Source organism: Chania multitudinisentens RB-25, from assembly GCF_000520015.2.
Classification (GTDB): Bacteria; Pseudomonadota; Gammaproteobacteria; order Enterobacterales; family Enterobacteriaceae; genus Chania; species Chania multitudinisentens.
Map to the genome: position 1 here is coordinate 5,378,587 of NZ_CP007044.2, position 14,325 is coordinate 5,392,911.

At 47.0% G+C, this 14,325-nt stretch carries 11 protein-coding genes; 5 read left to right on the forward strand and 6 right to left on the reverse strand.

Going from position 1 to position 14,325, the window contains the following annotated elements; genetic code table 11:
* The first annotated feature begins 35 nt into the window (after positions 1-35).
* The 4 genes from Z042_RS23935 (at position 36) to Z042_RS23950 (ending at position 4,403) form a co-directional block, all read left to right on the forward strand.
* On the forward strand, positions 36-959 hold the full coding sequence (locus tag Z042_RS23935; protein WP_024912124.1) for a LysR substrate-binding domain-containing protein: 924 nt from the start codon (positions 36-38) through the stop codon (positions 957-959).
* A 1,019-nt stretch (positions 960-1,978) separates the two neighbouring features.
* The gene (locus Z042_RS23940; protein WP_024912125.1) at positions 1,979-2,248 is read left to right on the forward strand and encodes a hypothetical protein; all 270 of its coding nucleotides are present in this window, start codon (positions 1,979-1,981) and stop codon (positions 2,246-2,248) included.
* 428 nt (positions 2,249-2,676) lie between these two features.
* Positions 2,677-3,288 carry a helix-turn-helix transcriptional regulator gene (locus Z042_RS23945; RefSeq protein WP_024912126.1) on the forward strand — a complete coding sequence of 204 codons (612 nt, stop codon included), beginning with the start codon at positions 2,677-2,679 and terminating at the stop codon, positions 3,286-3,288.
* A gap of 188 nt (positions 3,289-3,476) precedes the next feature.
* On the forward strand, positions 3,477-4,403 hold the full coding sequence (locus tag Z042_RS23950; protein ID WP_051506701.1) for a LysR substrate-binding domain-containing protein: 927 nt from the start codon (positions 3,477-3,479) through the stop codon (positions 4,401-4,403).
* Between the two features lie 518 nt (positions 4,404-4,921).
* Here the strand turns inward: Z042_RS23950 and Z042_RS23955 are convergent.
* From Z042_RS23955 to Z042_RS23975, 5 genes are all read right to left on the reverse strand, one after another.
* Positions 4,922-6,058, reverse strand: coding sequence for a glycerate kinase (locus Z042_RS23955; RefSeq protein WP_024912128.1), 1,137 nt, complete (start codon positions 6,056-6,058; stop codon positions 4,922-4,924).
* Positions 6,059-6,142: 84 nt separating this feature from the next.
* Positions 6,143-7,033 (reverse strand): 2-hydroxy-3-oxopropionate reductase, encoded by an 891-nt coding sequence (gene garR / locus Z042_RS23960; protein WP_236849274.1) that lies wholly within the window; start codon positions 7,031-7,033, stop codon positions 6,143-6,145.
* A gap of 5 nt (positions 7,034-7,038) precedes the next feature.
* Positions 7,039-7,812, reverse strand: coding sequence for a 2-dehydro-3-deoxyglucarate aldolase (gene garL / locus Z042_RS23965; protein WP_024912130.1), 774 nt, complete (start codon positions 7,810-7,812; stop codon positions 7,039-7,041).
* A 26-nt stretch (positions 7,813-7,838) separates the two neighbouring features.
* Positions 7,839-9,173, reverse strand: a complete 1,335-nt coding sequence (gene gudD / locus Z042_RS23970) for a glucarate dehydratase (protein ID WP_024912131.1) — start codon at positions 9,171-9,173, stop codon at positions 7,839-7,841.
* Positions 9,170-10,525: an MFS transporter gene (locus Z042_RS23975; protein ID WP_024912132.1), complete on the reverse strand. Its 1,356-nt coding sequence runs from the start codon at positions 10,523-10,525 to the stop codon at positions 9,170-9,172. Before Z042_RS23975 ends, gudD begins: the two co-directional genes overlap by 4 nt.
* Before the next feature lie 593 nt (positions 10,526-11,118).
* On the opposite strand from Z042_RS23975, the gene garD reads away from it, so the two are divergent.
* A complete protein-coding gene (garD, locus tag Z042_RS23980) occupies positions 11,119-12,684 on the forward strand; it encodes a galactarate dehydratase (protein ID WP_024912133.1) in 1,566 nt (521 codons plus the stop codon).
* Between the two features lie 46 nt (positions 12,685-12,730).
* On the opposite strand, the gene Z042_RS23985 is transcribed toward garD, so the two are convergent.
* The gene (locus tag Z042_RS23985) at positions 12,731-13,885 is read right to left on the reverse strand and encodes a CdaR family transcriptional regulator (protein WP_024912134.1); all 1,155 of its coding nucleotides are present in this window, start codon (positions 13,883-13,885) and stop codon (positions 12,731-12,733) included.
* Positions 13,886-14,325 lie beyond the last annotated feature (440 nt).

A 14,325-nucleotide genomic window follows, 5' to 3' on the forward strand; every position in this document is an offset into this window, starting at 1 on the left:
TATAATTTTCCGTCTAAAGCTAGAGAGGGTGCCTTATGCCAAATCTCCCCAAAATCAGTCATCTTAGGGTTTTTGAAGCGATTATTTTGCATGGTAGCGTGCGAGCAGCAGCAAAAGCCTTAAATCAGACACAGCCTGGTATAACACGCACTCTTAAAGAGCTTGAAACAACGCTTGGTGCAACATTAATGGTTAGGGGAACCCGAGGCATGGTTCTGACTGATATGGGGCGGCTCTTCGAAACACGTATGAAATTTGTGCTAAATGAACTTGAACGTGCGGTAGATGAGATAAAACAAGTTAATCAATCACAGCATGGAACCGTTTCATTTGGCTGCTCTCATCTCAAAACACTGAGCATTATTCCTAGTGTTATGCAAAGGATCCATAAAATGTATCCTAAAGCACAAATATCTCTTTATGAAGGGCAGCAATCGGAGTTGCTACCATCGCTACGTGTCGGCAGATTGGATTTTTTTATCGGTATCATCTCTGAAGAAATTTCTCTTGGGGAATTTGTGGAAGAGCCTTTATTGAGCTGCCCGTTTGGTGTTATTGCCAGAAAGGGGCACCCTTTAGCTAACAGCACTTCTCTCGCAGAATTACGTAATGCCAAGTGGTATTTACCCGTTGCTGGTGCTGGGTACTACCACGATCTTGAATTGTTCCTTTTCCCCGAAGGAAAAGGGCCTGAAAATGCGATATTTAAGGGGGATTCGATAGCCGTTGGCGAACGATTAGTGCTTGAGGCTGATTATTTGGTTATTGGCCCACTGGCAATGCTTGATATCGATTTTGTAAACAAACTATTTTGCACCATTCCGGTGAAAGAAAAGCTCCCTGATGGCCATTACAGCCTACTTTATCGCCAAGATTCTTCTTTAACTCCCTTAGCCAAGCATTTGATCAACGAGATCCGCATAGAATGCGGCAAACAGGTTATTCAGCGAGTAAACTGAGTGGCTCAGGCAAATTTGCCCAGTTAACATAATTGCTGCTGATAATCAGTCTATGCAAAAAACTTGTGGAGATGGCTCATTCTGATAATTCAATGAGATAGCATCTCCAAAGGGGTTAACAGCCTGGAGACTTGGCAGATAAAATGACCTCAAGCGTATCGAATCTGATAAGCACTGCTGACTTATGTCACTCACCAGACTCATTCATGAAATCATTCCACCAATCAAATGATGAGAATTTTCTTATCATATTTCCAGCTTTTTATATGCCCTAATCATCTCCGCCAATATATCCGTAATACTCCAAACCGTCTGTGTGCTGGCTGCACTTTCTCTCACTGCCGCAGCGCTATCTATACTCCTGAAGGCCCGCGAGCCTGACATTTCCTTGCAACTCAGATTATTTTTATAATATAGAAATTAAATATAATTCAACCAGATAAAAACAAATAAAATACAATAAGATATAAAATAAAACACACTATTTCCCCGAGCGTTAGCCCGCTTGAAACGGCAGCTTTATCACAAGTTTTTTTGGACCCATGGTGCACCATAACTCTTCCTTATTATAGATCTCTAGCAACAGATGAAATATCCGTAATAATAATTTATGCACAGGAAAAATCTCCCTCCCAGCAATACTGACTTTATGCGCATTTTTAAATGTCGTTTTTTAACCGATTTTAGTGATTTTATGTACATTAATCTGAATTTATTTATGGTTGTTTGTATATCATTTTGTTTAAAAATAAATTTTACCAACTAATGCCTTTTTTGCATCGCGACAAACAAAATATCATCTTCCCATCTACCGAGATTAATCCTATAGTACAGCCACACTAAAAAAGAGGGATGAAACTTTCCCCATTATGATTCGCTTCTCCATAAAAAGAGATGTTTTTACACTTTGAGTAAACCTCAAATAGCCTGATAAAAGGTTGCTTGCAAAAAAATCAATATATTCGCAAGAATTTTCTTAATGAAAAGGACGACGTTTAATTGTAAAAAGGAAATGAGTGATGAATAAGATTATTTTATTTGTTGTGGTCGCTACAGTTGTGCCCACCGGAATGGCATATGCTACTACTGCCGTAGCCGCTGGTTTTGCAGGCAAACCGGCCATTCAGGGCTCTCCGTTGACAACAACCGCACTTGGTAGTTTTGATAGCCCGCGTACTCTGAAAGTGGCCGTAGGCATTTCTACCAACATCGTTTCTACTCCTGAACTACCACTAACGATTCATGCCAGGGCAATCGATTATCAAAATCATAAGATTACGCTGCAATAGTTTTATTAACGTTTTCATGTAATGAGTAATCGAATTACTCTCAAAGAATTATTATCAAAGGCCAGAAAAACAAATAAAAACCATTATATTCATTAGTATCAGCGACATGGGGTTTAACAAATAATACTAAATTAACTTAAACACCTCATTAATTATTAAAAAACACTAACAAAGTTAATAAATTATTCATTAAACATGAAAAATATTACAAGAATTATCCTAGAATTATAAGGGGGTTTATTTTCACGAATTCCATCGATAACAATATGGGGTGATAAAATATCAGGTGCTAAACTACCCTCACAAAAAATAAAAATAGTATGGCTCGTATTTTTTGATGAGGCAAAAATAAAAATAGAGAGTTGAAAATACAGACAACTCCTAACTTTTCGATAAGATATATTTTCTAATCAAAATGGATATTTAATATGATAAATATGGAAAGCAAGAAAATATTATTACAATGCCCATGTGAATTTATGCGTCTTGGAATCATGGGGCTATTAGACACCCCTTATTCGGATGAAGATAACGACACAGTGATCAATGTCAGCAGCCTAGAAAAAGCTGAGGATGTCTTAATCACTATTTTCGACTTTGATATTATTATCTTGACAATAAACAGTATGTATTATAATGCCGCAGAGCTTATCTATATGTTGAGTTATCGTATCCCTATTCATCACCCGGACAGCAAAATTATTATCCTTACAGAAGATAAATGCATTAAGGCTATAAAGCGTCATTTAAAAGGGCTGGGTAATATTGGCATAATTTTGGAAGCGAACGAATCTGTTGAAAAAATACAGTCTGAGTTGTCATTCACCAGCCACTCTAATAAAAAATCAAACAAATCAATCGCTAGAATGACCTGTGTACTCTCAATGCGAGAGTTGACAATATTAAAAAAATTATTAAGTGGTAAAAGCATCACTCAGGTCGCTAAAGAGTTAGCGATAAATTATAAAACCGTCAGTCATTATAAACGTTCAGCGATGAACAAACTGGGTATAAGGACATTGCATCCATTGTTTATTTAATTTTAAAAATCAATCAGTTAAATTAACAATCAATATTTCTTGAGTAAATATTAATGAGAAATTTTACTGATTTTTAAACATTCACTATAGGCTTAGTTATTCTTTATGGCTTAACAAATTTTCACTTATGAATAACACCAGAGCATTTTTTATTAACCTTACCATTTTACATACGGAAAGAGATTGTAATGGACGGACTTCTCATGACGCGCCTGCCAAAAATTCATCAGATGAAAACATTTCTGAGAATAATCGAATGCGGTAGCATTCGTGCAGCAGCGGTAGAACTCAAACAAACTCAGCCAGGTGTCACGAGAGCGATAAAAGAACTCGAGAAAACATTAGGCTGCCCACTATTTATTCGAGGCAGTCGTGGCATTGTCCTCACCGAAATGGGGCGTGTTTTCGAAAGCCGTGCGCAACTTATCATGAAAGAGTTGGAACGGGCAATCAGTGAAATCGAGATTATTAATGGCGCATCCCAAGGCGCTGTAACATTAGGATGCTCATCGCTTCTGCCTTTCACTATTATGTCATCCTCAATCCAGAGATTTCACAGGCGCTATCCTAATGTAAAAGTCAATATCACCGAAGGGCAAGTATCCGAACTGCTTCCTGCTTTACGTGAAGGCGAATTAGATTTTATTATTGATGCCGTTTCTTCAGATATTACGATTAGTGATATTACTATAGAGCCATTTTTTAAGACATCAGCGCATATTTTGACAAGCAAAAAACATTCACTGGCGAATTCTACCTCATTGAGTGATTTGCAATATGCCAGCTGGTGCTTACCCTCATCAAAAATTGGCTACTATGATAAATTAAATTCGGTGCTTTTCTCCGAAAACCAGGATACATTGGCAACAGTAGTGCGATCCAATACTATGATTATGGCCTTACAGATGGTATTAAATGAAAGCTATCTTACCGTGGGTACAAAAGAAATACTCAAAGTTCCTTATTTCAGCCAGGATCTACACTCTATTCCGCTACAAGAACCATTACCCGATATAGAATATAGTTTCATTTATTCTCAACGATTTCCTCTAACACAAATAGCGAGGAAATTCATCAATAAATTAAGATTTGAATATGAAGACTCGCAAGAGTAATATCGATAACCTATATCCATCATACTCTAAGTTGCCTGTGTATTGGTTTTCCTGCAACTCAAGTTATTTAGAGTATAAAAATTTTAATATAGTCAATTTTAGCGAACGCTCTGAAAAATACTCAGCAAAAGAGCAGAGAAATTATAAGAAATGAGTATAATTCAGACAAAGTGACAACATATGATACAACACGACGCGTGACCAGAGTGGTCAAAAAATTGACCACACCCTCAATCAATATATTCTTATGATATTTTTAAATATAACCCATTGTATTTAAACAAAAATAAAAAAACACTCCATGAAATATACCAAGAAATTATTATTTACTTTACCCTATCAAAAACACTTAAATACATTTAATTTTAACAATGTATAAAAAATCACCTTGGGGTAAAAACCTATTTTCATTATCCCCTGCCCCTATCATTCCTGCGTAATAATATACATCCAACAAGTATCATGATTGGTGCAGAAATAAAGCGATACCCCTTCTTCTTGCAAAGGGGCATCGGCGCTTATCTCTGAGCCAATTTGATCGTCGCGGCAATATTACGCGATGCCATCCGCACATTTTCGCCCGCATTTTCTAATGCTTCTTCCAATGTACAGATACTGGGTAGCACACTGAATACAGCATCCAATCCATGTTGATGCACCACGCTGACGTCAGGGCTCAGGCTGCCAGCAATACCAATCACCGGTTTGTGATAACGCTTGGCCACCCTGGCAACACCGATTGGGACTTTACCATTCAAGCTCTGGCTATCGATCCGGCCTTCACCCGTGATCACCAATGTCGCATCACGCACCAGTTCGTCCAGCCCCAATGCATCCATAACAATCTCTATTCCCTGGCGCAAATCTGCCCGGCAGAAAGCCAGCAATGCGGCTCCCATTCCCCCGGCAGCCCCCGCCCCTGCGACCCGATCAACATCAATATCCAGCCAATATTTGATCATTTGTGCATAATGCTGCAAAGCTAAATCCAGCTGTTCAACCATCTGCGGCGTGGCCCCTTTCTGCGGGCCGAAAATTGCCGAAGCCCCCTCCTTACCGGTCAATGGATTGGTAACATCGCAGGCAATCTCAAATTTACACTGATGGATACGTGGATCTAACCCACTGATATCAATACATGCTAACTGAGCCAACGTTTCACCGCCAAAACCAAGCTCTTTACCTTGGCTATCCAATAGCCGGGCGCCTAAAGCCTGCACCATGCCAGCACCACCGTCATTGGTCGCACTGCCACCAATGCCGATAATGCAATGCCGAACCCCTTGATCCAGTGCACAACGAATCAGTTCACCAGTACCATAAGAGGTGGTTTTCAGCGGGTTACGCCGTTGCCCCGGCACCAGTTCTAGCCCACTAGCCGCCGCCATTTCGATAAAAGCACTTTGCCCATCGCCAGACAAACCAAAAAATGCCATCACTTTCTCACCGAGCGGCCCGGTGACTTCTACATCAATTTTGCGACCAGCGGTGGCTGCCACCATCACTTCCACCGTGCCTTCCCCCCCATCCGCCATAGGGAGTTTCAGGTAATTAGCCTGTGGGAAAACCTCTCGAAACCCAGCCTCAATACACGAGGCGACGTCAAATGCAGAAAGGCTTTCTTTGTATGAATCCGGCGCAATCACTATTTTCATAAGCTGTCAGCTCCCTAGCGCCCTAACCAGTAAAGGCCGTACCATCCGGCCCACTGATTAGACGGGCGCAACATCCGGTGCCCCCTATCGGGTGACTTCTGCCTTTGCCAGTTTCTCGTAATAACACGCCAAAGCACTGTGATCGGCATTCCCAAGGCCATCGGCACGCAGTGCCTGCATCATCTCCATCACCGCTGCGGTCAGCGGCAGTTGGGCCCCCACGCCATGGGAGGTATCCAGCGCATTAGCCAGATCTTTAATGTGCAAATCAATGCGGAAACCTGGTTTGAAATTGCGATCCATCACCATCGGTGCTTTAGCATCCAATACCGTGCTGCCCGCCAGCCCACCGCGAATTGCCTGATATACCAGATCCGGGTTCACCCCCGCTTTAGTTGCCAGCACCAGGGCTTCAGACATTGCTGCAATATTCAGCGCCACAATCACCTGATTCGCCAGCTTGGTCACATTACCGGCACCAATATCACCGGTATGTACCACCGATCCCGCCATGGTTTTCATCACTTCAAAGCAGCGTTCAAACACTTCTTTGTCACCGCCCACCATCACCGACAACGTGCCATCTATCGCTTTAGGTTCGCCACCGCTCACAGGAGCATCCAGCATGGCAATCTGTTTGGCTGCCAGCGCTGCGCTGATTTCGCGGCTCGCCAATGGTGCGATGGAGCTCATATCAATCAACACCATGCCCGCTTTGGCACCCTCAATAATGCCATTTTCCCCCAGCGCAACTTCCCGTACTTGCGGTGAATTCGGCAGCATGGTAATCACGATATCGCTTTGTGCTGCAACAGCCTTCGGGGTCACAGCCACCTCGGCACCTAATGCGACCAACTCGGTCACCACATCGGTATTTCGATCCATTACTACCAGTGAATAACCTGCTTTCAGCAAGTTTTTGCTCATGGGCTTGCCCATAATGCCCAGGCCAATAAAACCAATTTTCATCCTGATTCCCCTTATTTACCACTATGTTTAAAACGATCGCACAATGCCTGCGTGGCAGTGCGGAAAACGCCAAGATCGCTGCCGACCGCCACGAACCTCGCCCCCCATTCCAGATAACGGCGGGCATCCGCTTCAGCCGGTGCCAGAATCCCGCTGGCTTTGCCGTGTGCGCTGGCGCGCTCAAAAATATGGCGGATCACCGCCTGCACTTCCGGGTGATTAGGTTGACCGAGATATCCCAATGCCGCAGAAAGATCGCCAGGCCCAACAAAGATGCCGTCAACGCCAGGCACGGTGGCGATCTCATCCAGATTATCCACCCCTAATTGGCTTTCGATTTGCACCAGAACGGTAATCTGATCGTTAATCTGGGCGAAATACTCCGGTACGGTGCCGTAGCCGTTACTGCGGTGTGCAACCGACACGCCGCGAATACCGGCCGGGGGATAGCGGGTTGAAGCCACCGCCTGCTGTGCTTGTTCAGCGCTTTCCACAAACGGGATCAAGAAGTTGTAAAACCCAATATCCAGCAAACGTTTGATAATAATGGGTTCATTGCACGGTGGGCGCACCACCGCAGCACTGTGGCTGCCTTTCAGCGCCATCAGCTGTGGCACAAAAGTACCAATATCATTCGGCGCATGTTCACCGTCCAGTACCAACCAGTCGAAACCGGCCAACCCTAACACTTCAGTGGAGATTGGGTTGGCAAGTGCCGACCAGCAGCCGATCAAGGTTTCCCCTGCAAGCAGCGACTGACGAAAACGGTTATGGCAGCTATTCATGGCATTTCCTCTACCTAATAACAGGATTAACGCACCAGACACGGGCGTTTATTATCAAAGACCCAGTTGGGAACCAGATATTGCATGCCCTGCGCATCATCACGAGCCCCCAACCCATGTTTTTTATATAATTCATGACCCTGCATCAACCGATCATGATCCAATTCGATTCCCAACCCTGGCCGTTGCGGCACCGCTACGCGCCCCCCGACGATCTGCAACGGTTCCCGCGTCAGGCGCTGGTTGCCTTCCTGCCAGATCCAGTGAGTATCGATCGCCGTGATGTTACCCGGCGCCGCTGCCGCCACATGGGTGAACATCGCCAGCGAAATATCGAAGTGGTTATTGGAATGTGAGCCCCAGGTAAGGCCAAACTCATGGCACATCTGCGCCACCCGTACCGAGCCCTGCATAGTCCAGAAATGGGGATCGGCCAACGGGATATCCACCGATTGCAACTGCAACGTATGCCCCATCTGCCGCCAATCGGTGGCAATCATGTTGGTGGCGGTAAGCAGCCCAGTGGCACGGCGAAACTCCGCCATCACTTCCCGGCCAGAGAAGCCCTGCTCGGCACCGCAAGGATCTTCGGCATAGGCCAGCACGTTACGCAACTGTTTGCCGAGCGCGATCGCTTCATCCAGCGACCAGGCTCCGTTGGGATCGAGGGTAATGCGCGCTTGAGGGAAACGTTGCGCCAGCGCGGTGACCGCTTCCGCCTCCTCACAACCCGCCAGCACACCGCCCTTCAGTTTGAAATCGTTGAAACCGTATTTCTCGTAGGCCGCTTCCGCCAGGCGCACAACGCTTTGTGGCGTTAGAGCCTCTTCGTGGCGTAGGCGATACCAATCACAGGCCTCATCTGGCTGGCTCTGGTAAGGCAACGGGGTTTTGTTACGATCGCCGATATAGAACAGGTAACCGAGCATTTCCACTGAATCGCGCTGTTGCCCATCTCCCAGCAATGCGGCCACCGGCACATTCAGGAACTGGCCCAGCAGATCCAGCATCGCGGCCTCAATACCGGTCACAACATGAATAGTGGTACGCAAATCAAAAGTCTGTAGGCCACGCCCGCTGGCATCGCGATCGGCAAAACGGCTGCGCACCGTATTCATAACGTTTTTATATTCACCGAGAGTTCTGCCCACCACCAGCGTTTGCGCCTCTTCCAAGGTCTGACGGATTTTCTCGCCCCCAGGAATTTCGCCTAACCCGGTGTTACCAGCGTTATCCTGCAAAATCACAATATTACGGGTGAAAAACGGTGCATGGGCACCACTGAGATTCAGCAGCATACTGTCGTACCCAGCCACTGGAACAACGCGCATGGAAGTAATTTTTGGTGCGGTATTATTCATTGTCCATTCCTCGTCATTGGTTTCAATTCAATACGTTTAATCTCACCTACGATAAACAGGTAGCTGGCTACCGCCAGAAACGCATGAATACCGACATAGATCAGCGCACCGTTAAACGAGCCGGTGGTGCCGATGATGTAGCCGATGGCGATCGGCGTGACAATGCCGGAAATATTGCCGAACATATTGAACAGGCCACCGCTCAACCCGCTGATCTCTTTCGGCGCGGTATCAGCCATCACCGCCCAGCCTAGAGCGCCCAATCCCTTGCCGAAGAATGCGGCCGCCATGATGCCCACCACCATCCACTCGGTTGTGACGTAGTTACAGAAGATCATCGACATCGACAACAGCATCCCCAACACAATCGGTGTTTTGCGGGCGAAGGTCAGCGATTGGGTGCGGCGCATCAGGTAGTCGGAAAGCACACCACCGAGTACCCCACCGATAAAACCACAGATTGCCGGAACCGAAGCGACAAAACCGGCCTTAAGGATCGACATGCCACGCGCCTGTACCAGATACACCGGGAACCAGGTGATAAAGAAATAGGTCATGGCATTGATACAATATTGGCCGATATACACACCGACCATCATGCGAGACTGCAATAGTTGCTTGATCTGAAACCACTTTTCGCCTTTTATTTTCGGCTGCTTTGTCTGTTTCTGATCCATGTTAACCAAGGCACCACCGGCTTCGATATAATCCAGTTCGGCCTGATTGATACTGGGGTGATCTTTAGGATCGTGTAACACCTTGAGCCAGATAAAGCTCAGGATGATACCCAGCCCCCCCATAAAGAAGAAAACGTGTGACCAACCGACCGAATGCGTCAACCAACCCATAATCGGTGCAAAGATCACCGTGGCAAAATATTGCGCAGAGTTGAAGATTGCTACCGCAGTGCCGCGCTCATGGGCGGGGAACCAGGCTGCCACAATGCGGCTATTGCCTGGGAAAGAAGGGGCTTCCGCCAGGCCAACCAGAAAGCGCAGGGCAAATAACGCGATTACGATGCCAAAACCACTGAAGATATCCACAAACCCTTGCAGCAAGGTAAACAGCGACCAGATGAAAATGCTCCAGAAATATACCCGTTTTGAACCAAAGCGATCCAATAACCAACCGCCTGGGATTTGGCCGATAACATAAGCCCAAGAAAACGCCGAGAAGATATAGCCCATTCCAACCGGATCAAGACCGATATCTTGGGCCATCGACGTACCAGCGATAGAAAGTGTGGCGCGATCGCCATAGTTGAACGAGGTAACAATAAACAACATCACCACGATCCAGTAACGCTTATTGGTTCTCTTAATGGCACTACTTTCAGTGCTTATAGTAGACATGTGCTCTCCTGAATGCAGCCTGACCCTACTCACCCTGCATAGCGGATATAAATCCTCCAGGATGAAATAGATTGGATTAAATAAATTTTCAGTATTTTTTGAGCAATTCTATTTTTACGACCCGGAAACTTTTAAACGCAATATTACTTGCTGGAGGAGAAGTATAGGCGTCATCACCCGCAGACTCATCAGGCAACAGCCTAATATTGATGGTTATATCACGGCCAATTTGTGGCATTGGCACAAAAGGAAGCTGACTGGCTCACGAAATTATCTGCGCTTTAAATGTTACGTGAAGCGCCTCACAGCCTACTGGTTCAATGCCAAAGAATCATGGCAAGAAAGTACAGAATATTGGTCATTTGCATAGTGATTAACCGAAGCTTGAAAATTATAATTCTGCTTGAGCAATGTTTTTTTATGCCCCAAAACACACGATAAAACGTTATATTCTAAATAACTCGAGTTGCAGGATAAAAACGCCACGCGCTTTTGAACAGCGTTGTGCTGGCCCCAAAGTGGCGAGACCCAGACTTGGGCCCACTAACGCATGCAACTTGAAGTATGGCGAGTATAGGGTATGTGAGGTTTCAATGTCCGTAGCTAATCGTATTAACGAAACGCCGTTATATATTAAAGTCCATCCGCAAGATAACGTCGCCATTGTGGTTAATAATAACGGGCTGGCTAAAGGAGCCATATTTCCCTGTGGATTAACCTTGTTAGAACATATTCCGCAGGGGCACAAAGTGGCGCTGCAATCTATTCCCGCAGGAGGGGAGATCCTGCGTTATGGCGAAGTGATCGGTTTTGCTCTGCGGGATATCCCACGTGGTAATTGGATTGATGAATCACTGGTGATACTGCCTCCAGCACCAGAGCTGGCAACGTTACCGCTCGCCAACCAGGTGCCAGCGGCATTACCCCCATTAGAAGGCTATACCTTTGAAGGTTATCGTAATGCTGACGGCAGCGTTGGCAGCAAAAACCTGTTGGGCATTACCACCAGCGTCCACTGCGTAGCCGGCGTCGTAGATTATGTCGTTAAAATTATTGAACGCGATCTGTTGGCGAAGTACCCCAATGTCGATGGCGTGGTTGGCCTCAATCATCTTTATGGCTGCGGTGTTGCCATCAACGCCCCCGCAGCGGTAGTGCCGATCCGCACTATCCATAATCTGGCACTCAATCCTAACTTTGGCGGCGAAGTGATGGTGGTCGGCCTCGGCTGCGAGAAACTACAGCCAGAGCGCCTGCTATTAGGCACCGAAGATGTCCAACCGATTTCTCTGGATGAAAACCACATCGTGCGCCTGCAAGACGAGAAGCACGTCGGTTTTCAGTCTATGGTGGCAGATATCCTGCGCGTTGCCGAGCAACATTTGCAACGGTTAAACCGCCGCCAGCGGGAAACGGTGCCCGCATCAGAACTGGTTGTCGGCATGCAATGCGGCGGTAGCGACGCTTTCTCCGGCGTAACGGCTAACCCGGCGGTCGGCTTTGCCTCCGATCTGCTGGTGCGTTGCGGTGCCACCGTGATGTTCTCCGAAGTCACTGAGGTACGCGACGCGGTTCATCTGCTAACGCCACGGGTCGCCGATGAACAGGTTGGCAAGCGCTTACTGGAGGAGATGGCCTGGTACGATGATTACCTCAGTAGCGGGCAAACCGACCGTAGTGCCAACCCTTCACCCGGCAACAAAAAGGGTGGCCTGGCAAACGTAGTCGAAAAGGCCCTGGGTTCGATTGCCAAATCGGGCAGCAGTGCCATTGTTGAAGTGCTGTCTCCCGGCCAACGCCCCAGTAAACGCGGCCTGATTTACGCCGCCACACCTGCCAGTGATTTTGTTTGTGGTACGCAGCAGTTGGCATCAGGCATTACGGTACAGGTATTTACAACTGGCCGAGGAACGCCTTACGGCTTAACGGCTGTGCCAGTCATCAAAATGGCAACACACAGCGCATTGGCGGAACGCTGGCACGATCTGATCGACATTAATGCGGGAACCATCGCCACTGGCGAAGCCACCATTGAACAAGTAGGTTGGGAATTATTTGAATTTATTCTTGCCATCGCCAGCGGCCGGAAGAAAACCTGGTCAGATCAATGGGGGCTGCACAACGCATTAGCCGTATTCAACCCCGCCCCCATCACCTGACCCTCACCCGCGATACGCACCTATACCATTGGCGCGTATCGCGGACTTAACTCTCGTCCAGTTGCAAACCGACATACAGCAGCAAACGATCGTCAAAACTGGCCAGATTCAGCCCGGTGAGCTCTGAAATGCGATTCAGGCGATATTCAAGCGTATTCCGGTGAATATACAATGCCTTAGCGGTCGCCGTTGGCTGCACGTTATTCAGGAACCAGGTTTTTAACGTGCGCAGCAGCAGCCCGTTACTGTCCATGGCTTTCAACCGTTCCAACGGCCTGGTCAACTCGTCAGCCTGCCACCCACTGCGCAGGCTGCCCAGCAATACCGGCAACACCAGATCCTGATAGTAATAGGCCCGTTGGCCCGGCATACGCTGTTTGCCAACCGCCATGGTTGTGTGTGCAGTTCGATAAGAACGTACCAGGCTACCTGGGCCACTGAAATAGTTACCCAGCGCAATCCGCACGCGTAATCGGCTACTCTCATTCATACGTGACAGCAGGCTTTCCACCCGCCGCCGATGATCTTCCGCATCCCAACGCCCATAGTGATTCAGCGCGGGTTTCAGCACCACCATCTCACTCAGAGAAACAATGGCGATCAGATTGTCACGCTCTGGCAGCGTCAACAAAGCCTGTAACTGCTGCAATTCGGCCATGGCACTGTCAACGCCCAACTGACCGCTGTCAACTTCAACCACTGCGGCAACGCGGGGTTGATTAGGATCAATGCCTAACCGATGTGCCCATTCCATCAGCGCGGGTGACAACTCCTCACTACGGATCAGGTTCAGTACCAGTTCTTCGCGAAAGCGGCTATCCTGCGCCAGCATACTCATCAATCGAGCCTGTTCCAGCATCATCTCTGCTGTCATACAGACCAGTTCACCGTACTGGCGCAGCTGCGCTGGGTTACCGGTCAGGCCAATCACCCCAACAATTTTGCCGTCAACATGCAACGGCAGGTTAATACCTGGCCGCACACCGTGCAGATGGCGGGCCACAGCATCGTCGATATCCACGACTCTTGCCTGCGATAAAACCAACAACGCCCCTTCATGCAGCTCCCCCAAGCGCTCATGATCGCCGCTGCCAATAATCCGGCCCCGGGCATCCATCACGTTGACGTTGCTGTCAATGATTCGCATAGTGCGAGCAACAATTTCCTTGGCTAGTTTGGCATCCAGATGATATTCCGCCATGACATTCTGCCCCTGCCATTAATTGAATAGACAGCTAGCATACCGACACACATTCTCCTAAACATTGTGCATACGCCCAAATTCCTTCTGCCCCCAGAATGAGTTGTGCGGAAGCTCACAGTTTGGCGGCAACAAGCACATCACCACGTAGAGAAAAGACGAGTCGCGTTTCCCGCCCCAGAAGCTCATCTTCAGCAACAACCATACAACGCTGTTTTGGCACTGGCGCAATAGAAAAATATCCCTGTATCAAGAAAAGTAAATAAAACCACTATGTTAAACTGATAATGGTTACATTCATGTCTCTACAGATTTATCCATTTTAGGACTGGCAACAATATCCTAGAAAATATCACCAAGAAGAAACGAAACAAAAAACACGCCGAAAACCTACTCTTATCATAATAAATATTAACATATTAGTAATTTAAATAACATTA

Coding starts and splice junctions, on each gene's coding strand:
- Z042_RS23935 (WP_024912124.1), top strand. CDS start 36: ATGCCAAATCTCCCCAAAATCAGTCATCTTAGGGTTTTTGAAGCGATT.
- Z042_RS23940 (WP_024912125.1), top strand. CDS start 1,979: ATGAATAAGATTATTTTATTTGTTGTGGTCGCTACAGTTGTGCCCACC.
- Z042_RS23945 (WP_024912126.1), top strand. CDS start 2,677: ATGATAAATATGGAAAGCAAGAAAATATTATTACAATGCCCATGTGAA.
- Z042_RS23950 (WP_051506701.1), top strand. CDS start 3,477: ATGGACGGACTTCTCATGACGCGCCTGCCAAAAATTCATCAGATGAAA.
- Z042_RS23955 (WP_024912128.1), bottom strand. CDS start 6,058: ATGAAAATAGTGATTGCGCCGGATTCATACAAAGAAAGCCTTTCTGCA.
- garL (WP_024912130.1), bottom strand. CDS start 7,812: ATGAATAGCTGCCATAACCGTTTTCGTCAGTCGCTGCTTGCAGGGGAA.
- gudD (WP_024912131.1), bottom strand. CDS start 9,173: ATGAATAATACCGCACCAAAAATTACTTCCATGCGCGTTGTTCCAGTG.
- Z042_RS23975 (WP_024912132.1), bottom strand. CDS start 10,525: ATGTCTACTATAAGCACTGAAAGTAGTGCCATTAAGAGAACCAATAAG.
- garD (WP_024912133.1), top strand. CDS start 11,119: ATGTCCGTAGCTAATCGTATTAACGAAACGCCGTTATATATTAAAGTC.
- Z042_RS23985 (WP_024912134.1), bottom strand. CDS start 13,885: ATGGCGGAATATCATCTGGATGCCAAACTAGCCAAGGAAATTGTTGCT.